This window comes from Pseudarthrobacter enclensis (assembly GCF_001457025.1).
Taxonomy (GTDB): Bacteria; Actinomycetota; Actinomycetes; order Actinomycetales; family Micrococcaceae; genus Arthrobacter; species Arthrobacter enclensis.
On sequence record NZ_KQ758599.1, the window covers coordinates 182803 to 206655 of the forward strand.

Annotated in this window: 26 protein-coding genes; 13 read left to right on the plus strand and 13 right to left on the minus strand. The window is 69.0% G+C overall.

Features of this window, described 5'->3' with window-relative positions; genetic code table 11:
- Window positions 1-167: 167 nt before the first annotated feature.
- The 5 genes from AS031_RS00825 to AS031_RS00845 all read right to left on the minus strand — a co-directional run bounded on the left by AS031_RS00825 (window position 168) and on the right by AS031_RS00845 (window position 5658).
- Window positions 168-1274 carry an LCP family protein gene (locus AS031_RS00825; RefSeq protein WP_058266259.1) on the minus strand — a complete coding sequence of 369 codons (1107 nt, stop codon included), beginning with the start codon at window positions 1272-1274 and terminating at the stop codon, window positions 168-170.
- Window positions 1275-1489: 215 nt separating this feature from the next.
- Window positions 1490-2131, minus strand: a complete 642-nt coding sequence (locus tag AS031_RS00830; RefSeq protein WP_058266260.1) for an arsenate reductase/protein-tyrosine-phosphatase family protein — start codon at window positions 2129-2131, stop codon at window positions 1490-1492.
- 177 nt (window positions 2132-2308) lie between these two features.
- Entirely contained in the window at window positions 2309-2926 is a 618-nt protein-coding gene (locus tag AS031_RS00835; protein ID WP_058266261.1) for a DUF305 domain-containing protein, read from the minus strand.
- A 63-nt stretch (window positions 2927-2989) separates the two neighbouring features.
- Window positions 2990-3517: a hypothetical protein gene (locus tag AS031_RS00840; protein ID WP_058266262.1), complete on the minus strand. Its 528-nt coding sequence runs from the start codon at window positions 3515-3517 to the stop codon at window positions 2990-2992.
- On the minus strand, window positions 3517-5658 hold the full coding sequence (locus tag AS031_RS00845) for a copper-translocating P-type ATPase (protein ID WP_058266263.1): 2142 nt from the start codon (window positions 5656-5658) through the stop codon (window positions 3517-3519). The genes AS031_RS00840 and AS031_RS00845 overlap by 1 nt, the downstream gene beginning before the upstream one ends.
- 523 nt (window positions 5659-6181) lie before the next feature.
- Between AS031_RS00845 and AS031_RS00850 the strand changes: the two genes are divergently transcribed.
- The 3 genes from AS031_RS00850 to nhaA all read left to right on the plus strand — a co-directional run bounded on the left by AS031_RS00850 (window position 6182) and on the right by nhaA (window position 9393).
- Entirely contained in the window at window positions 6182-6931 is a 750-nt protein-coding gene (locus AS031_RS00850; RefSeq protein ID WP_228379529.1) for a PAS and ANTAR domain-containing protein, read from the plus strand.
- A gap of 108 nt (window positions 6932-7039) precedes the next feature.
- Window positions 7040-7876: an alpha/beta fold hydrolase gene (locus tag AS031_RS00855; protein ID WP_058266265.1), complete on the plus strand. Its 837-nt coding sequence runs from the start codon at window positions 7040-7042 to the stop codon at window positions 7874-7876.
- Between the two features lie 215 nt (window positions 7877-8091).
- On the plus strand, window positions 8092-9393 hold the full coding sequence (gene nhaA / locus AS031_RS00860) for a Na+/H+ antiporter NhaA (protein ID WP_218918342.1): 1302 nt from the start codon (window positions 8092-8094) through the stop codon (window positions 9391-9393).
- A gap of 11 nt (window positions 9394-9404) precedes the next feature.
- Here nhaA and AS031_RS00865 read toward each other — a convergent pair whose 3' ends face one another.
- The 3 genes from AS031_RS00865 to trxB form a co-directional block, all read right to left on the minus strand.
- Window positions 9405-9638 (minus strand): hypothetical protein, encoded by a 234-nt coding sequence (locus AS031_RS00865; protein ID WP_058266267.1) that lies wholly within the window; start codon window positions 9636-9638, stop codon window positions 9405-9407.
- Between the two features lie 92 nt (window positions 9639-9730).
- Window positions 9731-9955: a hypothetical protein gene (locus tag AS031_RS00870; protein ID WP_058266268.1), complete on the minus strand. Its 225-nt coding sequence runs from the start codon at window positions 9953-9955 to the stop codon at window positions 9731-9733.
- A 136-nt stretch (window positions 9956-10091) separates the two neighbouring features.
- Window positions 10092-11069: a thioredoxin-disulfide reductase gene (gene trxB / locus AS031_RS00875; RefSeq protein WP_058266269.1), complete on the minus strand. Its 978-nt coding sequence runs from the start codon at window positions 11067-11069 to the stop codon at window positions 10092-10094.
- Between the two features lie 174 nt (window positions 11070-11243).
- Here trxB and chrA point away from each other — a divergent pair, with 174 nt between their 5' ends.
- The 3 genes from chrA to AS031_RS00890 all read left to right on the plus strand — a co-directional run bounded on the left by chrA (window position 11244) and on the right by AS031_RS00890 (window position 14024).
- Window positions 11244-12455, plus strand: a complete 1212-nt coding sequence (gene chrA / locus AS031_RS00880) for a chromate efflux transporter (RefSeq protein ID WP_058266270.1) — start codon at window positions 11244-11246, stop codon at window positions 12453-12455.
- 92 nt (window positions 12456-12547) lie between these two features.
- Complete coding sequence (locus AS031_RS00885; RefSeq protein ID WP_058266271.1) at window positions 12548-13075, plus strand: DUF2243 domain-containing protein; 528 nt, start codon at window positions 12548-12550, stop codon at window positions 13073-13075.
- A 64-nt stretch (window positions 13076-13139) separates the two neighbouring features.
- Window positions 13140-14024, plus strand: coding sequence for a manganese catalase (locus AS031_RS00890; protein ID WP_058266272.1), 885 nt, complete (start codon window positions 13140-13142; stop codon window positions 14022-14024).
- Between the two features lie 62 nt (window positions 14025-14086).
- On the opposite strand, the gene AS031_RS00895 is transcribed toward AS031_RS00890, so the two are convergent.
- Window positions 14087-15463 (minus strand): cytochrome P450, encoded by a 1377-nt coding sequence (locus AS031_RS00895; RefSeq protein ID WP_058266273.1) that lies wholly within the window; start codon window positions 15461-15463, stop codon window positions 14087-14089.
- A gap of 175 nt (window positions 15464-15638) precedes the next feature.
- Between AS031_RS00895 and AS031_RS00900 the strand changes: the two genes are divergently transcribed.
- On the plus strand, window positions 15639-16382 hold the full coding sequence (locus tag AS031_RS00900) for a GAF and ANTAR domain-containing protein (protein WP_058266274.1): 744 nt from the start codon (window positions 15639-15641) through the stop codon (window positions 16380-16382).
- A gap of 98 nt (window positions 16383-16480) precedes the next feature.
- On the opposite strand, the gene AS031_RS00905 is transcribed toward AS031_RS00900, so the two are convergent.
- Entirely contained in the window at window positions 16481-16717 is a 237-nt protein-coding gene (locus AS031_RS00905; RefSeq protein WP_228379530.1) for a hypothetical protein, read from the minus strand.
- A gap of 224 nt (window positions 16718-16941) precedes the next feature.
- Window positions 16942-17226, minus strand: a complete 285-nt coding sequence (locus tag AS031_RS00910; protein ID WP_058266275.1) for a DUF1540 domain-containing protein — start codon at window positions 17224-17226, stop codon at window positions 16942-16944.
- Window positions 17227-17460: 234 nt separating this feature from the next.
- Here AS031_RS00910 and AS031_RS00915 point away from each other — a divergent pair, with 234 nt between their 5' ends.
- From AS031_RS00915 to AS031_RS00935, 5 genes are all read left to right on the plus strand, one after another.
- On the plus strand, window positions 17461-17799 hold the full coding sequence (locus AS031_RS00915; protein WP_058266276.1) for a DUF8129 domain-containing protein: 339 nt from the start codon (window positions 17461-17463) through the stop codon (window positions 17797-17799).
- 74 nt (window positions 17800-17873) lie between these two features.
- On the plus strand, window positions 17874-19307 hold the full coding sequence (locus AS031_RS00920; RefSeq protein ID WP_074446894.1) for a M20/M25/M40 family metallo-hydrolase: 1434 nt from the start codon (window positions 17874-17876) through the stop codon (window positions 19305-19307).
- Entirely contained in the window at window positions 19288-20472 is a 1185-nt protein-coding gene (locus tag AS031_RS00925; protein WP_058266277.1) for a carboxylate-amine ligase, read from the plus strand. The genes AS031_RS00920 and AS031_RS00925 overlap by 20 nt, the downstream gene beginning before the upstream one ends.
- A gap of 72 nt (window positions 20473-20544) precedes the next feature.
- Window positions 20545-20919, plus strand: a complete 375-nt coding sequence (locus tag AS031_RS00930) for a cupin domain-containing protein (RefSeq protein ID WP_058266278.1) — start codon at window positions 20545-20547, stop codon at window positions 20917-20919.
- A 50-nt stretch (window positions 20920-20969) separates the two neighbouring features.
- Window positions 20970-21959, plus strand: a complete 990-nt coding sequence (locus tag AS031_RS00935) for an alpha/beta fold hydrolase (RefSeq protein WP_058266279.1) — start codon at window positions 20970-20972, stop codon at window positions 21957-21959.
- Window positions 21960-21992: 33 nt separating this feature from the next.
- Here the strand turns inward: AS031_RS00935 and AS031_RS00940 are convergent, their stop codons facing one another.
- Together AS031_RS00940 and AS031_RS00945 are read right to left on the minus strand one after the other, a co-directional pair.
- Entirely contained in the window at window positions 21993-22682 is a 690-nt protein-coding gene (locus AS031_RS00940; RefSeq protein WP_082641912.1) for a CDP-alcohol phosphatidyltransferase family protein, read from the minus strand.
- 3 nt (window positions 22683-22685) lie between these two features.
- Window positions 22686-23090 carry a hypothetical protein gene (locus AS031_RS00945; protein WP_058266280.1) on the minus strand — a complete coding sequence of 135 codons (405 nt, stop codon included), beginning with the start codon at window positions 23088-23090 and terminating at the stop codon, window positions 22686-22688.
- 196 nt (window positions 23091-23286) lie between these two features.
- On the opposite strand from AS031_RS00945, the gene AS031_RS00950 reads away from it, so the two are divergent.
- Window positions 23287-23643, plus strand: a complete 357-nt coding sequence (locus AS031_RS00950) for an SPW repeat domain-containing protein (protein WP_058266281.1) — start codon at window positions 23287-23289, stop codon at window positions 23641-23643.
- Window positions 23644-23853: the final 210 nt, after the last annotated feature.

Genomic DNA, 23853 nt, shown 5'->3' on the forward strand with positions numbered 1-23853 from the left:
CGGGTTTTGGCGGCGGGGTGAACGGCGGGTAAGCCGGGGCTGAACAGCGGGGGCGGTTCCCGGGAGCGTGGGCGCGCCGACGCAGCGATGCCGGAGCTCATTACGCCGGGGCAGTCCCTGCGCGGTGAACCCCGGGTTCATTGCGCAGGGATGGGCACCCGCAACCACTACGGCTTGGCGAACTCGCCGATCCGGCCCTCACGCAGTGCAGCCCCGACGGCGGCGATGGCGCCGTAATCCGGGAAGAGCACGGACTGCCCGGCAACGAATCCGGAGCCCGTGGTCGGAAGTGTCATGGTGCCGATCGCGCCGGTGTTCAGGTTCCGCAGGCTGTACGCCAGGATGGCCGCCTGGACGGGGTCGAAGCCCTTGTCCACGGTGAGGCAGCAGGAGGCAAAGTCCACCAGGGACCGTACCGCCGTGACGTCGTTGAGGGCGCCGCCGGCAGTGAGGCGGGCCAGGACGGCGCGGAGCATGATCTGCTGGTTGCGCACCCGCTGGAAGTCGCCGTCGGAAAAGGCGTAGCGCTCGCGGACGAACTCCAGCGCCGCCTGCCCGTCCAGGTGGTTCATCCCGGCGGCGAAGACGTGCTGGGTCTCAATGGAGGCCTGGAACGGGAAGGGCACGTTCACGTCGATGCCGCCCAGCCCGTCCACCAGCAGCTTGAACCCGCCAAAGTCCAGCATCAGGGTGTGGTTGATGGTGATGCCCAGCAGCTGCTGGACCGCCGCGGTCTGCATGTCGATGCCGCCGTACTCCAGGCCGGCATTGATCTTGGCGCCACCGTAACCGGGGATGTCCACCCACGTGTCGCGGTTGATCGAGATGAAATACAGCGTGCTGCGGTCCGCCGGGACATGGACCACCATCAGGGTGTCCGCGCGATGGTCCTGGGCTTCGCCGGTGGCGGCGGTGTGGGCTGCGGCGTCCCGTGCCGGGGTGCCGCCGCGGATGTCGCTGCCGATCACCAGGATGTTCATGGCGCCTGGGGGCAGTTCGGCGATGGGCGGCGGCGGGGGAGGGGCTGCCGGTGCCGGCGGCGGGGTGGTGGAGGGGGTTTCCGACGGTGTTGCTGTTTCGCTGGGCGTGGCGCTTGGCTGGGCGGCGGGTGGCGCCTGGTTGCCCGCCCGGTTGAGGCTCACCACGGCCACGACGGCGGCGGCCAGCAGGACCAGCGCCAGCAGGGCGGCGATCCAGCGGCGGCGGCCGTGCGCCACCATCCAGCGGCCGTGCGGGTGGGAGCTTGATGGGTCGGTACCGCCTGGCATGCTCATAGTGCCCCTCACCTCACCGTGACTGTGGTGGGATCAGTGTCCGCCCCCGGGCCGCCGGTTGGCTACAGCCGTGGCCAAACTGTCACCTGCCGGATTCCGGGGCTGTACTGGTGCCGGCGCAGGTCAGGTTTTGGCGGCCGGCCCTGCCACGCCGGGCGCCGCCGTCGAACGCTTTCCGAAGTCCGGGGTGCGTCCCGGGTCCGTGCCGGCGGCGGCTACTGCGGAACGTTCCCGCTCACCGGATCGTTCAGGCGGGCGTGCCGCAGGATGGAGATGATGGCGGGGGCCAGCTCGTCCTCCATCTGCCGGTACACCTCGGGGGAGCGGCGGTAGGGGTCGATGATGTCGTTCTCGGACGGGTCCGCCGGCAGGGCCAGGTGCCGTACACCGGCGGCCCGCGCGGGGAGGCTCCGCCAGTAGGCGGTGTTCGCGGCCAGCGGGTCGGCGTCGTCCGGCCCGGCGCCGGGATGTTCCGTGGCCCGGGCGTCCAGGACGTCGAGCATCCGGGCGAACTCGCGGATGGTGAAGGTCCGCTTCAGCATGGAGGCGTCCTGCTGCAGGACCTCGCCGCGGTGGCCGGAGGTCATGGTGAGCACCAGATCAACGCCGCGGAGGATCCGTGGGGTGAGCTGCCGGGCTACAAACCCGTCCGGTGTGCCGCCGAAGGTCCGCACGATGTCCGCCGAAATGGGCTGCATGGGATCATCCACCATGGCCCGGGTGCCGGCGCTGGCCACCTCGAACCCGCCCGGAACCACCTGGTTGAGTCCTGTTTGCAGCAGCCGCTCGGCCACCGGGGACCGGCAGATGTTACCGGTGCAGACGGTGAGGATTCTTACTGGTGCGGGGATGTCCAAGGGAAGTTACTCTTTCCAGCCGGTACCGGGACCATGTGGCCCGTGTCTCTCAACTTAACACGCGCATGCCCGACGGCGGCCGCCCCACCCCGCGGGGCCGCCCACCTTCCGCCGCGCTCACCGCGGCGCGCGCCCACCATCCAGCGGACGGCGGGCGCGGCCCGCAGCGGGAGTGCCCTAAAGGGTGGTCAAGAGCTGCTTCATTTCGGTTATTTCCGCTTCCTGCGCCTTCACGATGTCCCGGGCCAGCTGGACGGTGGCCGGGTACTTTCCTGCACCGATTTCCTGCTGGGCCATGTCGATGGCGCCCTCGTGGTGGCCGATCATCTGCTCGAGGAACAGCCGCGCGGCATCGGTTCCCTCGGCTGCCTTGAGCCTGGAGATGCCGTCCTCATCCACCATGCCGCCCATTCCGCCGCCGTGGCCGGAGTGGTCGTCCATCATGGTGGGCACCTTCCAGTCCTCCAGCCAGCCGCGCATCTGCTCGATTTCCGGGGCCTGTGCCTCCTTGATGCGGGTGGCCAGGGACGCCACGGGCGCGGGCACACCGGGCTTGGCGAGGATGATGTCACTCATCTCCACGGCCTGTGCATGGTGCGGCATCATCATCTGGGAAAACATGATGTCCGGCTGGTTGTGGTCCGAGCTGGCGTCCGGCATGGCGCTGGACATGGGGCCGGAGCTGCCGTGGTTCATAGGCATCCCGGAGGATCCGGAATCGGCTGCGCACCCGGCCAGGCCAAGGGCGGCTGCCAGGACGGCGGCGGCGGTCAGGGTCTTGATGTTCGTGGTCATTGCTGGTCCTTCAGGTAGGGGGAACTGTCCATGTGCGTGGGCGGCCACGCGGCGCAGTCCGGCCTACGTCCGGCTGATGGACAGCTCGCAGGGTGAAGGGCTGGGAACAATGTAGGCGTAGCCGCCGTCCCCGCGGGAAACGGATGGGGTTTCAGGCCGGGCACCCGGCATGGCCGCCGGCGGAAGCGCGGCCAGCGAGCCGGCCGCGGCCAACGGGGTGCAGGACGGACCGGCCTCCCGGGCGTCGGGGCAGGAGGGTGCGCAGGTGTCACTGCCCCCGGACATGCCGGACATTCCGGACATCTCGGCCGTGGAAAGCACGACGGCGGCGTGCCCGCCCGGGTGCCCCGCCTCAGCGTGCCCGGCGTGCGCGTGCCCGGAGTGCGCTGACCCCAAAGTTGCCCGTGCAACAGGTTCGCCGGCGACGGCATGCCCGCCATGGCCGGCATGACCCGAGTGGCTGGCCGTCAGGACATGCATCCCGAGGATCCCGGCCACGATGGCCAGCACCGCAACATCCAGCCCGGCACGCCGGAACACACCGGCCCAGGTGGCCGGGAGGGCAGGGTGCCACCCGCGGGTCCGCGGCATCAACGCACCTCCGCAGGGTTGAGCTTGAGCCGCCGCAGCAGCTGCGCGTTGAGGGCCACCACGATCGTGGAAGCGCTCATCAGCACGGCACCGGCCGCGGGGGAGAGGACCACGCCGGCGAACGCCAGGACGCCGGCGGCCAACGGCACGGAGAGGATGTTGTAGCCGGTGGCCCACACCAGGTTCTGCCACATCTTGCGGTAGCTGGCCCGGGAGAGGTCCACCATGGACAGCACGGCGCGGGGATCGTTGCCGGCCAGCACCACGCCGGCCGATTCCATGGCCACGTCCGTCCCCGCGCCGATCGCAATGCCCACCTCGGCCCGGGCCAGCGCGGGGGAGTCGTTGACGCCGTCGCCCACCATGGCCACCTTCAGTCCGCGGCCCTGCAGCTCTGCCACTTTCTTGTCCTTGTCCGCGGGCAGGACCTCGGCGAAGACCTCGTCGATGTTCAGGTCCGCCGCCACCGCCCGGGCCACCTGCCACGCGTCGCCGGTGACCATGGCCACCTTGACGCCGCGGTTCTGCAGCGCCTCGACAGCCTGGCGCGACTCGGGCCGCACCGCATCCTCCAAGCTCACGGCACCCAGGACGCGGCCGCCGTCGAGCACGTGCAGGACGGACGCGCCGCGCTCCCGCCAGCCGTGCGTGGTGGCGGCCAGGGCGGCAGGTTCGACGGCGCCAAGCTCGCGCAGGAGCGCCGGCCCGCCAACGTGCAGGGTGCGTCCGTCCACGCCGGCACGGACGCCGCGGCCCGCCAGGGACGAGAACCCGGAGGCTGCGGGGACCGGAAGGCCGCGCTCCCGGGCGGCCCGGACGATGGCGCGGGCCACCGGGTGTTCGCTGTCTGATTCGACGGCGGCGGCCAGGGCCAGCAGCTCGTCCGGGTCCACCGACTCCACGGCGGCGAGGTCACGGAGTTCGGGCTCGCCCCTGGTGAGGGTTCCGGTCTTGTCGAAAAGCACCACGTCCACGGTCCGCATCCGTTCCAGGGCCATCCGGTTCTTGATCAGCACCCCGGCGCGGGCGGCCTGCTCGGTGGAGATGGCGATCACCAGCGGAATGGCCAGGCCCAGCGCGTGGGGGCAGGCAATGACCAGGACCGTGACGGTCCGGGTGACGGCCTCCGGAACACTGCCCAGCAGGGTCCAGGCAATGAACGTGAGCACGCCGGCGCCGGCTGCGAAGTAGAAGAGGAAGGCCGCAGCCCGGTCGGCCAGCGCCTGGGCACGCGACGACGACGCCTGCGCCTCCGCCACGAGCCGCTGGATTCCCGCCAGGGCGGTGTCGTCGCCCACGGCCGTCACCCGGACCCGGACGCCGGTATCCGTGGCAACCGTCCCGGCCACCACGGCGTCGCCGGGGCCTCGGGCCACGGTCCTGGACTCGCCGGTGATCATCGATTCGTCGAACTCCGCCCTGCCGTCCGCCACGGTCCCGTCGGCGGGCATCCGGGCGCCAGGCCGCACCAGGACCAGGTCGCCGGGCCGGAGTTCGGAGACGGGCACGGTTTCGGTGCCGGCGCCGGTGACGCGTTCGGCTTCGTCGGGAAGCAGCGCGGCCAGGGCATCGAGGGCTCCCTGCGCGGAACCGAGGGCACGCATCTCGATCCAGTGGCCCAGCAGCATGATGGCCACCAGCAGGGCCAGTTCCCACCAGAAATCCAGGTCGAAGCCGCCGAGCCCCAGGCTGGTGACCCATGAGGCGGCGAATGCCACCGTGATGGCCATGGCGATCAGGAGCATCATGCCCGGCCGCCGGTCCTTGAGTTCCTGCAGGCCGCCCCGGAGGAACGGCTGGCCGCCGTACAGGAAGATCACGGTCCCCAGGACGGGCGGGATCCAGGCCGAGCCGGGAAATTCGGGCGGCATGTAGCCGAGGAGGTGCCCCATCATGGGGCTGAAAAACACCACCGGGACGGACAGCGCCAGCGTCAGCCAGAACCGGTTCCTGAACATGGCGGTGCTGTGGCCGGCGTGCTGGCCGGACGTGTGGACGGCGTGGTCACCGCCATGGTCATGGCCCGTCGGGTGGGGATGTGCGTTGGCGTGCGCGGAAGGGGCTTCGGTGACGGCGCTGCGCGACGTGGTGCCGGCGTCGTCATGGTGTCCGTGCTGGTGGTGCTGGGTGTGGTCCTGCAAGGGGTCCTCCTTCGAGGACGGCGGGCCCGGGGCCCTGATGGGTGAGCTTGGGTTGAGCGAACGCCGCCACAGGTGGGCGGGCGTCGCCTGGTCAGCGCCGGAAGCGGGCGCGCGTCGGCTGGACGGGCACCACCAGTGGGCGCGCGCCGGGGGAAGGGCCGACGGCGGCGGGCGGCACGGGCGGTTTGCCGGCGGGAGCGCAGCAGCAGCCAGAGGAGAGGAGGGGGAGCGGGGTGCGGTTCCCGGTGGTCATGTCAGTTCCTTTTCTTGGCTCAGGAAGATTCCGGACAAGCAGGGCGCTGGGGTTGAACGGCTGTGAAGGCCGTGCTCCAAAGGCGCCGGCCGGGACATACCACTTCACTGACAACACGGAAAATATACCCCTGGGGGGTATGAGAGTCAAGGGGGTACGAAGATGAAGCGGCCCGGCTACCAACTTAATCTCGCCCCGGCCATACTTATATATAGACCAGCAGCCACGGATCCATCGGCTGCAGGCCGGATGCTACATGGAGGTGGCCCTGTGACTGTCCTGCGCGGTCCGTACACGTACTCGAGCGCCCTGGGGGACGATGACTGCGTCGCCGGGACGTACAAGGCCGAAGTGGACGGATGGAAGCTCACCTGGTCCGACGGGATGTACCAGCTGCACGGCTACCGCCGCGGCGACGTGGTCCCCACGCTGGAGCTGCTCTTCTCGCACAAGCACCCCGAGGACCGGCCGCGGTGCGAGGAGATCGTGGCCCAGGTGGCCCGGACCGGCGGCTACTTCTGCATGTACCACCGGATCATCGATTCCCGGGGCAAGACCAGACGGGTGCTGTCCTCCGGCGAGGGGATCCTGGGCCCGGACGGCAAGGTGTCCGTCATTGAGGGCGTCATGGTGGACCTCACCTCAACCCTGCAGCGCGAAACCGAACAGACCGCCCGCGACGCCGTGGCCGGAGCCACGTCCACGCGGACCGTCATCGACCAAGCCCGCGGGATCCTCATGGCCCAGCTGAAGGTGGGGTCCGATGATGCGTTCAAGCTGCTGGTGACCGCCAGCAGCCACCGCAACGTCAAGCTCGTGGCCGTCGCGGCGGAGCTGGTCCAGCTGGCCAACTCGGTGGACGCACGCCAGTTCCTGGACCGGGCCGTCATGGCGATCCAGGCCGAAAGCCTGGGCAAAGCGGGGGCCGGAGCAGCCCCGCGCGAGGTGAAGCCGGCCCCCGGACAGCGGCCCACGCCGTCGTCCGTGCGTGCCTCCACCGCGGGCCGCAGGGCGGGCTGACGCCCGACTCCCGAAAAATTAGCACCCATCCCAGGGACGGCATGACCACGAATGCCGGACGTGCGGGCTTCACCCGAAGCCCGGCCAAACGCCCTGAAAGGTGGGCCCATGACCGCAGTTACTGCACATCACGGACTGTTCGGGAACATCAAGCTGCACGTGGACGATACCGGCGGCACCGGCAGGCCCGTGGTCCTGATCCATGGCTGGCCGCTCTCCGGCGAATCCTTCAGGAACCAGGTCCCGGCGCTGCAGGAGGCGGGCTACCGCGTCATCACCTATGACCGCCGCGGCTTCGGCCGCAGCGACAAACCCCCGGCCGGCTACAACTACGATGTCCTGGCCGAGGACCTGCAGAAGGTGCTGGAACAGCTGGAACTCAGCGACGCCACCCTGGTGGGGTTCTCCATGGGCGGCGGCGAAGTGGCCCGCTACCTCGGCATCTACGGGGCCGGCCGCATCCGCAGCGTTGTGTTCGCCTCCGCCGTTCCGCCGTACCTGATGCAGTCCGTGGACAACCCGGACGGGCCCCTGACCCGCGAGCAGGCCGACGGGATGGCGCGGGACCTGGCCGAGGATGAGGCCGCCTTCTACGACGCCTTCACCCGCGACTTCTTTTCGGTCGGCGGGGACCTCAAGGTCAGTGAGGTCCAGCGCAAGGAAGCCGTGGCCCTGTGCGGGCAGGCGGACCGGAAAGCCGCGCTGGCGTGCATGGCGGCCTTCGGTGAAACGGACTTCCGCGGCGACCTGGAGGAAGTCACCGTCCCGGCCCTGGTAATCCATGGCGACGGCGATGCCACCGTCCCGTACGAAGGCTCCGGCGATCGGACCCACGCTGCCCTGGCTGACAGCGAGGTCCACGTCATCCGGGGCGGGCCGCACGGCTGCAACGTGAGCCACGCGGACGAATGGAACCGGGCCGTCATCGACTTCCTGGCCAGGTAACTGCGCTGAACCGGCGGCCCCGTGTTCCGGGGGAGCGGGGCCGCATTCTGTTCCCGGCAGCTGCGGTCGGTAGGATGGACAAAGGTGCGCCGGGAAGTCTGGTCGGCAACAGATTCGTCGACCCCGAAAGGCAGGACACCTCAGTGACCTCCGCCCCGCAGCCGCAGCAGCCGCAGTCCGGCACCACCCCACCCCCATCTTCTCCCCGCCGGACCATCTTGGGCCGCGGCTCCTACGCCGAAGCCCTGCGCATCGGCGAGATCCTCCGCAAGGAAACCGTGGGCGGCGCCCTCCTGGTGGCCGCCGCCGTGATCGCCCTCATCTGGGCCAACTCGCCGGCGTCGGACAGCTACTTCGCCCTGCGTGACTTCAAGGTCGGCTACGAACCCTGGCACCTGGAACTCAGCCTGGGCGCCTGGGCTGCCGACGGCCTGCTGGCCATCTTCTTCTTCCTGGTGGGACTGGAACTGAAACGCGAGTTCGTCGCCGGGGACCTGCGCGACCTGCGAAAGTCGATTGTTCCGGTGGCGGCCGCGGCGGGAGGCGTGGTTGTCCCGGCGGTGATTTACGGCGTCGTGAACTTTGCCAGCCCGGAAACCCTCCGCGGCTGGGCCATTCCCACCGCCACGGACATCGCCTTCGCCGTGGCCGTCCTGGCAATCATCGGATCCCACCTGCCCAGTGCGCTGCGGATCTTCCTGCTGACGCTGGCGGTGGTGGATGATCTCATCGCCATCAGCATCATCGCGTTTTTCTACACCAGCGATCTGCAGGTCGGGCCGCTGCTGCTGGCGCTGGTTCCCCTCGCTGTCTACGCATTCCTGGCGCACAAATACCGCCGGTTCTTCGGCCGCCACGCAGCCAGTGCCTGGCTCATCCTGCTGCCGCTGGGCATCGTCACCTGGGCGCTGGTGCATGCCTCCGGCATCCACGCCACGGTGGCGGGTGTCCTGCTGGGCTTCGCCGTGCCGGTGATCCGTTCCCAGGCCAGCGGCGGCCCGGAGGCCGGGCCGGGGCTCGCGGAAATCTTCGAACACCGGTTCCGGCCCATCTCGGCGGGGATTGCCGTGCCCATCTTCGCGTTTTTCTCGGCCGGCGTCGCCGTGGGCGGCTGGGACGGGCTCATCTCGGCGCTGGCCGATCCCGTGGCGCTGGGCATCATCGCGGGCCTGGTGCTGGGCAAGCCCATCGGCATCCTGGGCACCACCTGGATCCTGACCAAGGCCACCCGGGCGACACTGGACAGTTCCTTCAAATGGATCGATATTTTCGGCGTGGCACTGCTGGCCGGCATCGGCTTCACCGTGTCACTGCTGGTGGCCGAGCTCAGCTTCGGCCAAGGGAGCCTGCACGATGACCATGCCAAGGTGGGCATCCTCGCAGCGTCCTTGCTCGCCGCGCTGCTGGCCACCGCCGTGCTCCGGACCCGGAACCGGCAGTACCGGCAGGCGGAGGAGCTGGAAAAGGTGGATGCAGACCAGGATGGCATCCCGGACGTCTACCAGGACCGCCGGTAGGACCGGGCCGGCTACGCGGGGGAGAGCCCCAGGAGCGGTTCTGCAGGCTCGTCGATGTGCCGGATCTCCAGCGCTTCCGGGTCCAGCAGCTTGCGGGTGCCGGTCCGCGCGTCCAGGATCCAGAACAGGTCAAGGTGGGGCACGACGCCGGTCACGCGGCCGCGGTGGAACAGCCTCCCCCGGTGCCACGCCTCGATGGTGTCTCCAATGTGGAGCTGGTCCGTGTGTACTCCCTGTGCCTCCATGATGCGATGCCTCCTGCTGGTTGTGTCCCCGTACAGGACCAGCTTGCCGGGAGGAGGTTGCCGCAGTGTTTCGGCAGGGTGTTTTTTCTGTGTCAGCTGAGGTTGCTGCGCCGGATGGTGAGCATGTGCACCAGTAAGGCCCGCTGCGGCTGGCCGGGACTGCGGGCTACCTGCTGCCGCAGGGACTCCCGCGCCTCGGCTTCGGCAGGGTCGTTGGAACGCAGGATGTCTTCAATGATCTCCAGGGCCTGAAGCTGCAGCTCCAGGAGGGCCACTTCCTCGCTGATGGACACGGGGGCCTTGGGCTTGCGGGACATGGGTAACCTCCTCGGGGTGCGGAGGGTTCCCCGGGGAGGGGCGCTGCCTCTCCCTCTCCTCGCTGGCTGAATATAATAAGTCTACTTATATATTTTTCGCCGACAAGCCCCAAATGACAGCGGGTGGCGCGATAGTTCAGCCGTGGGTGGGTTCTTCCACCAGCGCGGTGGCAATGCTGGCGGCGTCGTCCAGCGCCGCCAGATAGCGTTCGGCGTCAAGGGCCGCGGCGCAGCCCGTGCCGGCGGCGGTGATGGCCTGCCGGTAGCGGTGGTCCACGGCGTCGCCGCAGGCGAAAACGCCCGCGAGGTTGGTCACCGTCGTGGGGGAGTCCACCTTGATGTAGCCCTCCGCGTCCAGGTCCACCTGGCCGGCCACCAGCTCAGTGCGCGGCAGGTGGCCGATCGCCACGAAGATGCCGGTGGCCCCCAGCTCCCGGGTCCCGCCCGAGCGGGTGTCCGTCAGGGTGACGCCGGTGACCTTGGTGTCGCCGTGGATGGCGGTGACGGCGGAGTTCCATTCGAACCGGATCTTGGGGTTGTCCTTGGCCCGCTGCGCCATGATGCGGGAGGCGCGCAGTTCGCCCTTGCGGACGACGACGGTCACGGACTTCCCGAACCGCGTCAGGAAGGTCGCTTCCTCCATGGCGGAGTCGCCGCCGCCCACCACGATGATGTCCTGCTCGCGGAAGAAAAACCCGTCGCAGGTGGCGCACCAGGAGACGCCGTGCCCGCTGAGTTTCTTCTCCTCCGGCAGGCCCAGCTCCTTGTAGGCCGAGCCCGTGGCGAGGATGACGGCCGGCGCGGAATGGGTCTCGCCGGCTCCGGTGACCACCCGCTTCGCGGAACCCTTGAGGTCCACGGACGTGGCGTCGTCGAACACCACCTTGGCGCCGAACTTTTCCGCCTGCTGCTGCAGCCCGTCCATCAGCTCCGGCCCCTGCACGCCCTCCGGGAAGCCCGGGAAGTTCTCCACCTCGGTGGTGTTCATCAGCGCTCCGCCGGCGGTGACGGAACCGGCCAGGACCAGCGGCGCCAGGCCGGCCCGGGCGGCATAGATGGCGGCCGTGTAGCCCGCGGGGCCGGAGCCGATGATGATCAGCTGTTCGTTGCTCATGGGTTCTCCTCGAAGGGTCGGCGCTGCAGGAGTGACCCGCCAGCGGGCGTACGCCCTACCAGTGGAGCAATGGTCATTGGCCCCTGTCAATGCACTGCATAATGGGGCCATGACCCCTCCGCAGACCCGCCCGGCCCCTGCCTGCGCCGCCGCCGCACCGGCCCGGACGGCGCCATGACAGGCCCGACGCCGGACACGGCCCGCGGATCCGCCGGGGAAGTCTTCCGGGTGTTCCTCAAGCTCGGGGTCACCTCGTTCGGCGGCCCCGTTGCGCACCTGGGCTACTTCCGTGACGAACTGGTCCGGCGGCGTGCCTGGGTCAACGACAGGGAGTACGCGGACCTGGTGGCGCTGTGCCAGTTCCTCCCCGGGCCCGCGTCCAGCCAAGTGGGATTCGGACTGGGGCTGCACCGCGCCGGCTCCCTCGGCGCCCTGGCCGCCTTCACGGCTTTCACGCTGCCGTCCGCGGCCCTGCTGGTGGCCTTCGCGCTGGGCGCCTCCGTGTTCCAGGGCGTGATCGGCGCCGGCATCCTCACCGGCCTGAAGATCGTGGCAGTGGCCATCGTGGCGCAGGCGGTGTGGGGAATGGCCCGGACATTGACGCCGGACCGTTCCCGCGCCGGAATCGCCGTTGCGGCAGCACTGCTGGCCATCCTGCTGGCCGGCTCGCTGGGGCAGATTGCGGCCATCCTGCTCGGAGCGCTCGCGGGACTGGTCTTCTGCCGGCAAGCAACAGCCGCCTTGCCGGGGCAGATGAGCTTCCCGGTCAGCCGGGCCGTGGGAATCGGCTGCCTGGTCCTGTTCGCCCTCCTCCTGTTCGGCCTGCCGCTGCTGGCCCCCGCAGCCGGCTCGCCGGGACTCACCCTGTTCGAGGCGTTCTACCGGGCCGGGGCGCTGGTGTTCGGCGGCGGCCACGTGGTCCTGCCGCTGCTGCAGTCCGGCGTGGTGGAGCCCGGCTGGGTCACCAACCCGCAGTTCCTGGCCGGGTACGGTGCGACGCAGGCGGTCCCCGGCCCCCTCTTCACCTTCGCGGCCTACCTGGGCACGGCGTCCGCGTTCGGTCCGGGCGGCGTGGCGGGTGCCGCCGTCGCGCTGGCCGGAATCTTCCTGCCCGGCTTCCTCCTGCTTACCGGCGTGCTGCCGTTCTGGGACTCGTGGCGCTCCCGGCCGGGGGCGCAGGCCCTGATGCGCGGCGCCAACGCGGCCGTGGTGGGCATTCTCGCTGCCGCCCTCTACAACCCGTTGTTCACCACGGCCATCACCGGGCCCGGCCCGTTCTGCCTGGGCCTGGTCTGCTTCGTGCTGCTGACCGCCTGGAAGGCGCCGCCGTTGGCCGTGGTGCTGGTGGGAGCTGCCGGCGGAGTGCTGCTCGGTCTCCTGGGCTGACGCCCCGCAGGCAGGGTAGGCGCGGATGGTTGAAGCGTCCGACGGCGGGTAGGGGCTAAGCAGCCGGCGCACCTAACGAAGGGGGTACGGAAGTGCCACGGAAAGCAGGTGAGGGCCACCACGGGCCGGCGGCAGCTCCGGCGTTCGTGTTTGGCCTGGGGGTAGGCGGCTTCGTGGACGGAATTGTCCTCCACCAGTTGCTCCAATGGCACCACATGCTGAGCCATACGGAGGCCGGGAACACCACAACGGTGCCCGGCCTGGAGCTGAACACGCTGGCGGACGGACTCTTCCACAGCGCCATGTGGGTGCTGGTGGTCGCTGCCGCAGTTCTCGCCGTAAGGGCCCGCAGGCAGCGCAGGCTTTCCGCCGGGTGGCGCTTCCATGCCGGCCTGGTCCTTGCTGGCTGGGGCATATTCAACATCGTGGAGGGGCTAGTGAACCACCAGCTGCTGGGTATCCACCACGTGCGGGACGACCTGGGCGGCCCCCTGGCCTGGGACCTGGGCTTCCTCGGGGTGAGCGCAGCGCTGGCCGCAGCCGGGTTCCTCCTGCACCGGAACGGCAGAACACTGGAAAAACGGAGGGAGGTCCCGCAAGATAGTAAGCATGCTGATTAAATTCGGCAGCACCGGAACTGACCGGTTCCACACCATCCCAATGTGAACCCGAGAGGTCATACTCATGGTTTTCTTTCACAAGCAGGAACTTCAGTACAAAGCCACCCCGGACAAGCCGGACGCCGTCTACGCCCGCAAGCTGCAGGAGGTGCTCGGTGGCCAGTACGGCGAGATCACCGTCGCCATGCAGTACTCCTTCCAGGCCTGGAACGCCCACATGCCCGGCAAGTACCGGGACATGCTGTTCGGCATCGGGGCCGAGGAATTCGGCCACGTCGAAATGCTGGCCACCATGATCGCCCAGCTGCTGGAGAAGGCGCCGCTGGGAATCACCGAGGATGCAGTCCAGTCCGACCCCACAGTGGCGGCCATCGTGGGCGGCACTGATGTCCAGTCCGCCATTGTGGCCGGTGCGGGCGTCCGCCCCGTGGACAGCAACGGCAACCCCTGGCAGGGCAGCTATGTCACGGCCAGCGGAAATTTGCTGGCGGACTTCTGGGCCAATGCCAACGCCGAAATGCAGGGCAGGCTGCAGGTGGCCCGGCTCTACCACATGACCGATGACCACGGCATCAGGGACATGCTTTCCTTCCTGCTGGCCCGCGACACCATGCACCAGAACCAATGGGTGGCGGCGGCCAAGGAACTGCAGGAGGAAGGCCGCGAGAACTTCCCGGTTCCCAGCAACTTCCCGCTGGATAAAGAGATGAGGGACGTGGCCTACCAATACCGGAATTTCTCGGACGGCCAGGCTGCTGCGGAGGGCTCCTGGGCCAGCGGCCCAACCCCGGACGGGCTGGGTGAATTCAGCTACGTCGCCGCACCGGATTCCACAGTTCCCATGCCCCCACCCACGCATCCCGATGCACGGTTCTACGGCACCACCGAGCTGCCCAACACCATGGAAAAGGTTGCCGGAAAGATCCAGGACAAGCTGCACAAGGAGTAGGCCTGCCGGGTCCGGCGGCGTCTGCTGGCGGCGCCGGACCAGGTGTCCCTGGACGGGTTCAACTAAGACGACGGCGGGACGTCCCCGGCGGGGACCGTCCGTGGTTTGGCAGTGAACCGCAGCGAGAAGTTGTCCAGCGTTCCGGGCAGCGGCCGCCGCGGGTCGAGTCGATGGCCGTCATGGACGGTGAAATCCGTGTCCCTCAGCAGGTTGGCCAGCAGGGCACTGGTGAGCAGCAGGACCAGGTGCCGGCCCGGGCAGCGCACCGGCCCGGCACTGAACGGGACCACTCCCCAGTCCCCGTGGTCCCCGTCCACCTGTGGGCCGGCTTCCTGCCGGTCCGTGGTGAGCCACAGCGCCGGCTCGAACCTGTCGGCGTCCGGGAGCCGCCTGCCGTCCCGGTGGAAATAGGGTGTGAAAATGAGGACCCCGCACCGGGCCGGCATGGTTCCGGCGTCCCACTCCACCTCGCGCGTGGTCTGCCGGAGGATCATGGGCGTAGTGGGCCAGAGGCGGAGCGATTCCAGGACGGTGGCACGCAGGAAGGGCAGCTGCCGGCCGGCGGAGGTATCACGCGCCATTTCCTCGCGGGCCAGTTGCGCCTGCCCGGGGTGCGTGGCCAGCAGCGCCAGTGCGCGGAAGGCGGCCATACCGGCAGGTTCGAAGGCGAACAGCCACTGCGGAACCTGATCCGCCGGGGCTGCCTCATCGGCGCGGCCCCGCATCACGGACGCCAGGCTGCCTGGTTCCGCGGCGTCAATCCGGTCCTGGACATGTCGCAGGAACGCGGCCCTGGTGTGCTTCCGCCGGGGCTTGAAGCCGGACCAGTTCGCGTCCTTGCGCAGCCGGGCCAGCTGCTCTGTCAGTTCCGTATCCTCCCGGGCCGCGTCCCCGAACACCACCCGCCGCACGGTCCGTTGCCAGGACTCGTTGAATACTTCCCAGTCCAGGACGCCACGGGCCCCGGCGCTTCGCAGCATGGACTCGGCTTCCTCGTGGATGACCGGCAGGAACCAATCCGCAAACCGGTGGACCGGGCTGGACGTGTCCAGTGCCTGCTCCTGCAGGGCGCGCCGCACGGACCGCTCGGGGCCGGTCGATACCAGGACATTGCGGGGCTCGAAATGGGCCAGGGCGCCGCGTTTTTCGCTGCTGGCGGGCGAAAACGGCTCGGGGGACTGCTGCAGCACGGCGTCCAGGTGCCCGGGCCGCAGGACGATGGCCTGCTTCCTTAAGGGCAGGCGCAGCAACAGCGGACCGTCCGGGTACCTGCTGTCCAACTCCTGCATGCGGCGCACCGCCCTCCGGTCCAGGCCCAGCCGCTCAGCCAGTGCCTCGATGCGGGGCCGCCGGATGGTGGCGCCCTTCGCCGCCGTCGGAAAGAAAACGTCCAGCATGAAAGCGGCTGTATCGCGGACGCCGGCGCGTGGAAGTGCCATCGGTTCCTGCCTTTGCCTGTGGGGTTCCAGGTTTCTCAGGAGACGTACCCGCTTACCCGGCCAAAACGCAGGCGCAGGGAAGGAGTAGGCTGAAAGAGCCGTCCGGACCCGGGCGGCTTCGGGTCCCGGCCAGGTCCGTGGGGAGGCTGCGACGGGCTGCAACCAGGAAGCGGCCATGGCTACAGACACAGATACAACTGAAGAACCTGTGGGCCAGCGCCTCGGCGAGCTGGTCCTCACCAGCTCCCACGTGGAGGAGTTTCTGCACGACCTGTCCGTCGAAGCTGCCAAGGAACTTTCGTCGGCCGGGCAGCAGGTCTCCTGTTCGGTCACCCTGGTGCGGCGCAAGAAGGCCGCCACGGTGGCCAGCAGCGACAACCGGGCACGGGCCATGGATGAGTTCCAGTACACCTTCCAGGACGGCCCCTGCCTCTCCGCCCTCCGCCAGGACACCACAATCCACGTCCCGGACCTCCGCCGTGAGGACCGCTGGCCCGAGTATGTGGCAGCCGTCAACGAGGGGACACTCAAGTCCGTCCTGGCCGTACCCATTCCCCTCGACGGTAACTCCCGGGCCGCCTTAAACCTCTACTCGGATGGTCAGGAAGCCTTTGACGCCGGCGCCGTCACCGCCGCCGAACGGTTTGCCCGGGACGCGAGCACGTCGCTCCGGCTGGCGCTGCGCATCGCCCAGCTCACTGACGCCCGTGACGACCTCGCCACCGCCATGGCCTCGCGGACGGTCATTGACCTTGCCGCCGGCGCCATCATGAGCCAAAACCGGTGCAGCCAGGAAACCGCCATGGAGATCCTGAAGAGCGCATCCAGTACCCGCAACATCAAACTGCGAGACGTCGCCGCCAAGGTGGTCGCCTCGGTGGCGGGCGACACTCCGGTCAGCACCCACTTTGACGCCTGACGCCGTCGGACGGCTTCGTGCCCGGTGAACGACGCCGGCCTTCCGGCCTCGGTGCGGACACCGGAGACGGTGCCACGGCCGGGCGGCTCCGGCCAACGTCAGGCGACGTCGGGGTAGCTGCTGAGGATGTAATCGGCGGCGGCTGATCCCGTCATGTGCAGCCGGCTGTTGGCAACGTCCACGCCGCAGCGGCGCATGCCGGTCCGGAAGGCCTGGTCCGTCTTGGGTTTGTAAGCGTTGATCCGGCACCAGCTGACGTAGAGACCGTAAAGGCAGTCGGGAGTCATGACCGACTCCGCGGTGGGGTCAAACCTGGTGGCCTGCTGAAGGAACATCTGAAAATGCGAAGTTGCCAAGGTGGGGCTCATTCCGCGCCTGCATCATGCGCTGCCGTCGGACTACAGCAGCTACTCCTGGTGGCCTGTGCAGAGGGGCCGTGGAGGACGGGCCGTGATGCCCGTCACTGTTTCGAATTTACCTGCGGCGGGGCCGGAAGTACAGCGAAGCACCCGGAGCGTAATGCTCCGGGCGCTTCGTGGTGGTTTGGGGCCGTGCTCCTTTAGGCGTGGGCGTAAGTGAGGCAGTCCGCGTTGTCGCGGCCCGGGCCCACATGGACCTCGGGCGCCTTGCACATCAGGTGGTCGTTGTGGACGCATTCGCTGCGCTGGCACGCCCCGACGTCGGCCAGGACCTTGGGCAGGCCGCCGTGCACCCCCACTTCGATGAAGGTGGCGCAGTGGGCGTGGTTTTCCGCGCCGCCCACGGTGATGGCGGCGGCGTTGCAGTTGGTGTGGTCGTTAAAGGAACAGTTCGTTACGCTGCAGTCTGCGACGTGCGATGTCATAAGAAGTCCTCCTGGGCCGGCCACCCCGGACGGGTGGCTCCGTCCGTCCACCGTAATCCCGTCCGCGGCAATCAAAAAGACCCAATTCCGTTGCCTAATTGCTGCCCGGCGCCAATTTTTTCCGGGCTTGTTCCGTAGCCTCCGGCGGGTCCTGCCGTTTACCCTGAAAGAGGTAAGGGTACTTAGTAAATCCAGGGTGCTCAGGCACCTCCATTTCTCAAGGAGCACACCATCATGGCTGACGGACCCCTCCATAAGGATCTTCCCCTTCCCGACTACGACCACTTGCCCATCGGGACCCTGCCCACCCGCATCAACGGGCTGGAGGAAGCGGACGTGGCCCAGCTGGCCGCCTACGAGAAAGCGCACGGCAACCGGCTGCCCGTCCTGCAGATCCTGGAAAAGAGGCTGCAGGACCTCCGGGGCGGGGCGGTTCCCAGCGGACCCAAGTCCCCGGACACCCCGGAAACAGCCTCGGCGCCGGCAGCACCGCAACCGGCCAGCACACCCGGACCACCGGTCAACCCGCCGTCGCAGGGAGTTCCCACCAACCCGGCCCAGCCGCGCTCCTAAAACAAACCCGGAGCAAATCCGGAACAAACCCGGAACAAACCCGGAACAAGCTCCTGGCACAAAGGGCAACCGACATGGACACTGACGACGCCGTCGCGCAACTGCGTGCCCATGTCCGCGCCCGCGGGGGCCTGATCGAGCGGCAGCTGGCTGAGTGGGTGCGCGTGCCCGGGGTTCTCGCCATGCCGGAGCACCGTCAGGACCTGCTCCGCTCAGCCAACTGGCTCGCCGCCGCCTTCCGTGAAACGGGCTTTCCGGTGGTGGAGGTCTTGCCCACCGGCGAATCGCATGCGGTGTATGCGGAGTGGTGCCGGGCTCCGAACGCTCCCACCGCCCTCGTATACAGCCACCACGACGTCCGGGCGGCCAAGCCGGGGGAATGGGACCAGACCGCCCCGTTCGAACCGGTGGTCAGGGAGGGCCGGCTGTACGGGCGGGGCAGTTCCGACGCCAAAGGCCAGGTCCTGGCGCACCTCGAGGGGCTGCGTGCGCACCTGGCCGGTTCAGCTGCCGGCGCCCCGGCCGTCAATCTGAAGTTCCTGGTGGAGGGCGAGGAGGAGGGCGGGTCGCCGCATCTGGCCCAGCTGCTGGAGGAGCAGGCACCCAGGTTCGCTGCCGACGTCGTACTCTTCAGCGATACCCTGCTGTGGCGCCAGGATTCCCCGGCACGGTGCGTGGGGCTGCGCGGCATGCTGAGCGTTAAACTCAAGGTCTTCGGGCCGGAACGGGACGTGCACAGCGGGGCGGTGTCCGGGAACGCGCCCAACCCGGCGTTCGAGCTGAGCCGGCTGCTGGCAGGGCTCCATGACGCCGAGGGCAGGATCGCCGTCCCGGGATTTTACGACGAGGTCGAGCCGCTTCCGGCGGACCTGCGGCAGGCCCTCGCGGACCTCCCTTACAGCGACGAGGACTGGCTGCGGCGCTCGGAGTCCGCTGCCATCACCGGGGAGGAAGGCTATACGGTGCTGGAACGGCTGTGGCTGCGCCCGGCCGTCGAGGCCACTGCCCTCCTCGCCGGCGACCCCCTCGGTGTGCCGCGGGCCGCGGTCCCGGCTGTGGCGTCCGCGGACCTGAGCTTCCGCACCGTTCCCGGCCAGAAGGTGGCAACGGTGGCTGACCTGGTGGAGCAATGGTGTGAGGCGACCATCGGCGGAGCGTTCGGGTACAGCCTCGAACCGGACCTGGCCACCGCCCAGGAGGCCTACCGCACACCGGACCATCCCGCCGTCGCCATCCTGGAACATGCCATGGCGCAAGGGTTCGCAGCCGGTGCGGTGGGGCGCATGGGCAATGCGGGCGGCGGCCCGGCCGACCTCCTCGCCCGCACCATCAACGCCCCCATCCTGTTCTTCGGCACCGGACTGGTGGAGGACCACTGGCATGACAGCGATGAAAGCGTCAGCCTGGAGGTCCTCCACAACGGGGCCGTGACACTGGCATGCTTTTGGGACGGACTTGCAATGATGAAACGGGCAAAGGACGGCGGCGATGGACATCTACCAGGGTGACAGCGGGCAGCCACGCAACGGGCGGGAGGGAATCCGCACCTTTGGTGTGGAGGAGGAACTGCTCCTGGTGGACCCGGCCAAGGGCGAGGCCGTGCCGATGGCCGGAGCGCTCCTGGACCTGTATGTCCGGCCACTGGAGGCCAGTGCCGGGCCGGTGCTGACCGCCGAGTTCCAGCAGGAAATGATCGAGGTGGTCACCCCGCCGCACTCCACCCTTGCCGGCCTGCAGGCGGACATCATTGCCGGGCGGGCCATCGCCGGGCAGGCGGCCGAGGACGTGGGGGTCCGGGTGGCGGCACTGGGCACGTCGCCCTTGCCAAGCGACCCGCACCCGGTACGGCTGCGCCGGTTCGCGGCCATGGTGGAGGAGTACGGCCTGACCGCCAGGGAACAGCTCACCTGCGGCACTCACGTCCACGTCGCCGTCGAGTCCCCGGAGGAGGGGGTGGCGGTGATGGACCGGATCCGGAACTGGCTGCCGGTGCTGGTGGCCCTCAGCGCCAACTCCCCGTTCTGGCATGGTGAGGATACCGGCTATGCCAGCTACCGCTCCCAGGTGTGGAACCGGTGGCCGTCCGCCGGGCCGCTGGACATCCTGGGCTCACCGGACGCCTACCACCGGCTGGTGCATGACATGGTGAGCACCGGCGTCGCCCTCGACGAAGGCATGATCTACTTCGACGCCCGGCTCTCACGGCACTACCCCACGGTGGAGGTCCGGATCGCGGACGTCTGCCTGCGCGCTGAGAACACCGTGCTGCTGGCCGGCATGGTGCGGGGGCTGGTGGAAACCGCCGCCCGCGAATGGCGGTCCGGGACGGCGCCCGCCCCGGTGCCCACCGCGCTGCTGCGACTGGCTGCCTGGAAGGCCGGCCGGTGGGGACTGCGCGGGGAACTGCTGGACCCGGTCACCGCCCGCCCGGGCCCGGCGCTGTCCGCCGTCAACGCCCTGCTGCAGCACATCGGTGAGGCGCTGGAGGATATGGGGGACCTGCAGCGGGTGGAGGACCTGACCGACGAACTCCTGCGTATTGGGACCGGGGCGGTCCGGCAGCTGGAAGTCCTGCACCGTACCGGGCACCTGGAGGACGTGGTGGATGACGCCGCCAACCTCACCGTAGGGTCCGAATTTGAGGGCCTCCGGAAGGGGTCCCCGGGGGATTGACACCGGCACCGCCCGGGAGCACGCTGATACCGCTGGGGCCAGTGAAAACCCACCCAGTCTGGAGCACGAAAAATGGCCGGAGTAACTGTCACAGCGCTTGATACGAAATCGTTTGACGAGCCCGACGAGAAACGCCGCCCGCCGAACACCGTGGTCGATGTGGTGAACATCGGCGACACCACCCTTGCCAGGCTGACGTTCGAGCCGGGCTGGCGCTGGTCCGAGACGGTCAAAACTGTGGTCCACACGGACACCTGCCAGGTCAACCACCTCGGCATCTGCACCGCAGGTACCCTGACGGTTCAAATGGAGGACGGCTCCCGGACCACCGTCAGCGCAGGCCACGCCTACGCCATCCCGCCCGGCCACGACGCCTGGGTGGAGGGTGACGAAACCTTCGTGGGCTACGAGATCATGAGCGCAGCCGCGTTCGCCAAGCCCGCCTGACCCGGCGGGCTGCCGGAAGGGCGCGCTGGAGCCCACGTCCACACGGATACATGTTCCGCCTGAAGGAAGAAGCCGACGCCGGGGCAAGCCTTAAGCCCCGGCGCGGCCTCCGCCGCGCCCGGTTCGTCCTGCTCGCCTTCCTCGGCCTGGTCCTCGTGGCTGCGGCGGTGAACGTGCTGGCCGAGGCCCGGGAAAAGGCAACCACCGCACCGTACGGGGAACGGATCGCCGTGGACGGCGGCAGCCTGAACGTGATGCGCTACGGGACCCGGCAGGGCACACCGGTGGTCCTGCTGAGCGGGCTCGGCACGCCGGCGCCGGGCCTGGACTTCGCCCCGCTGGCCCGGGAACTGGGCGGCTTCGACGTCATCGTGGTGGAGGGGTTCGGCTACGGCTACAGCGACATGGCAGCCGGTCCGCGCACCAACGAAAACATCAGTACCGAACTGCACCAGGTCCTGGCCACGCTGCAGGTACCGCAGCCCTATGTCCTGGCCGGGCACTCCATTGCCGGCTTCTACCTGCTGGACTACGCCAACCGGTACCGGCCCGAAGTTGCTGCCGTGGTGGGCATCGACGCCAGCATCCCCAAGCCCGGGGACGAACCCGTGGCCGAGCCGCAGCCCGGGATCAACTGGACCGGGATTCTGGCGGCCACCGGCTTGGTGCGGGCCGTGGCAGCGGTGGTTCCCGCCGTCGTCGATCCGCAGAGCACAGCCTTCACCGAGGACGAGTTCCGGCGCATTCGGATGATGTCCCTGTGGAATTTCGGCAACCCTGCCGTGGCCGACGAAACGGCGCGGATTGCCACCAACGCCCAAGTGCTGCGCGGGGTGGCTTACCCTGCGGACCTGCCCGTCCTGGCCTTCGTGGCCGACGAGGGCAACGACAGGACAGCCGGGAAGGTGGCGGCGGCGGAGAACCTGCTGCGGAACGTGGCCCGGCACCAGGTGCTGACGGTGCAGGGCGGGCATTACCTGCACTGGACGCAGGCGCCGCTGATGGCCGGCGCCATCCGGGAGTTCCTCGACGCGGGCTGACTGGCCACGGGGACGAAGGCGGACAGTGCGACGCTACGTCCCGCCGTCATGATCGGTTTCCCGTGGGCGAGGCGCATATTCGTTCCTGACGCGGGAATTCGCCGGCGACCCGGAGATACTGGGTGTGACAACGAATGTGCGGGTCGAAAACGATGAACCGCGTCGACCTGCACCGGCAGCACTGCGGTGCCGCCGTTCGAGCACGACGACGTCGCGGCCGAAGGAGAAGACCAGCAGCGGGAGTGCCACGGCCGGAGCTGCTGCCGCGGCTGCCTGGGGCAGGCCCGGCAGCAGGGCAATCAGCAGCGCCACCGGTTGCAGGGCACCGATCAGCTTCCGGGAGATGCTGGGCGGCAGCGGCCGGCGCAGGTGCGGGCGGGCGATGGCCGCGGCGGCCACCACGTAGTACAGGGCGCCGATGGCCAGGGTCCACGGGCCCACCACCGTCATGGTGGCCACGGACAGGACCAGCACCAGCGCGGCGTCCGTGGCGGCGTCGAACCGGGCACCCGCCTCCGAGGCCGTTCCCGTGCGCCGGGCCACCGCACCGTCCACCGCGTCGAGGAGGAAGGCCAATGCGCCGAGGAGCACCAGGACCGGGCCGGGATGCCGGCCGGTGAACAGCGAGGCCACTGCCGGCACGGCGCAACAGGCGGCCAGGGCCGCGCGGAAAAGGGTGACCCGGTCTGCAGGGGTGGGGCGCCTGGGTGCGATGGTGTCCACCTTTCACGTGTCCCGGCCGGGGGCGCGGCGGCTCTGGCTGTTGCGGACCAGGCCGGCAAGGGCCAGGAGGCTTCCGGCCGCTTCGGCCACGGCACTCAGTGACTTGGAGAAGAACCACACGGGGTCGTACATGGCCGGGAATGGTCCGAACGCCGGAATATCAACATACCGGTAGAGCATCACGGCGGCGAACGCGGTGAAGGCAACCACCAGGGCGGCGGCGTAGGAGGCCCGGCTGCCCCGGACCAGCACCCACACGCCCACTATGAGCGCGGCAGCAGCCTCCAACAGGAACAGGGTGCCCTGGCTGATCACCCCGGGCGGCGCGTCCTGGTGGCCCGGGGCAAGGAGGAGGTGCACCCCAGCGTCGATGAACAGGGCAACGGCCGTGAGGATTCGCAAAACCACACCCTTAAGACGTCGTCCGGCTGGTAAGGGTTCATCCGGCCGGACCGGTGCCGCCAGGCCCGGCAGCCGGCGCGGTCGGTGGGTCTTTCAGCCCTTGAAGAGCGGCCTGCGGAGGCGTTGACTTTTAATGCGGGCCACGGTGCCCGCGGGGCGGAATGGCAGTGGGCCGGACCGTTCCGGACAGAAAGGAAAATCGGTGACTAAGTGGTATCGGTGGCAGGACTGGGTGACAGTGGCCGCCGGACTCTTCACTGCGGTTGCGGTCCTGTGGACCCGGCAGGAAAACATGTCCATGACCCTGATGCTCGCGTTCGGCGGGCTGTTGGTGGTCAGCGGCCTGATCAACCTGGCCATGCCGGGAACTCCGGCCATGGAGTACGTCCAGGCGGTCCTGGCCGCAGGGCTGGTCCTCTCGCCTTGGCTGGGGACCTACACGGGCGCCACGGGAGCGGCGTTGACATCGTGGATTGCAGGCGGCGTGGCGCTGGTGGTTACAGCAGCGGCCATTAAGCCGAGCACCGATGTCCGCCACACCTACCGCGTCTCGCATTAGCAACACCATCCGCCATGGCCGCGCTGCGGGGATGGGGGGGGAATTGAACCCCCCGCTCCTCCGCAGCCGCCGGCCATGGCGGAGCTGCGTCCCGCTCGTGCGGGGTCCAGCAGCTGGAGGCCCCACGGGCAGCGACGCACCTTGGGCTGACTCCCCGCACCGCTTCTTCGTTTTCGACGCGTAAATTCGTTCCCGCACCCGTAATAGCCT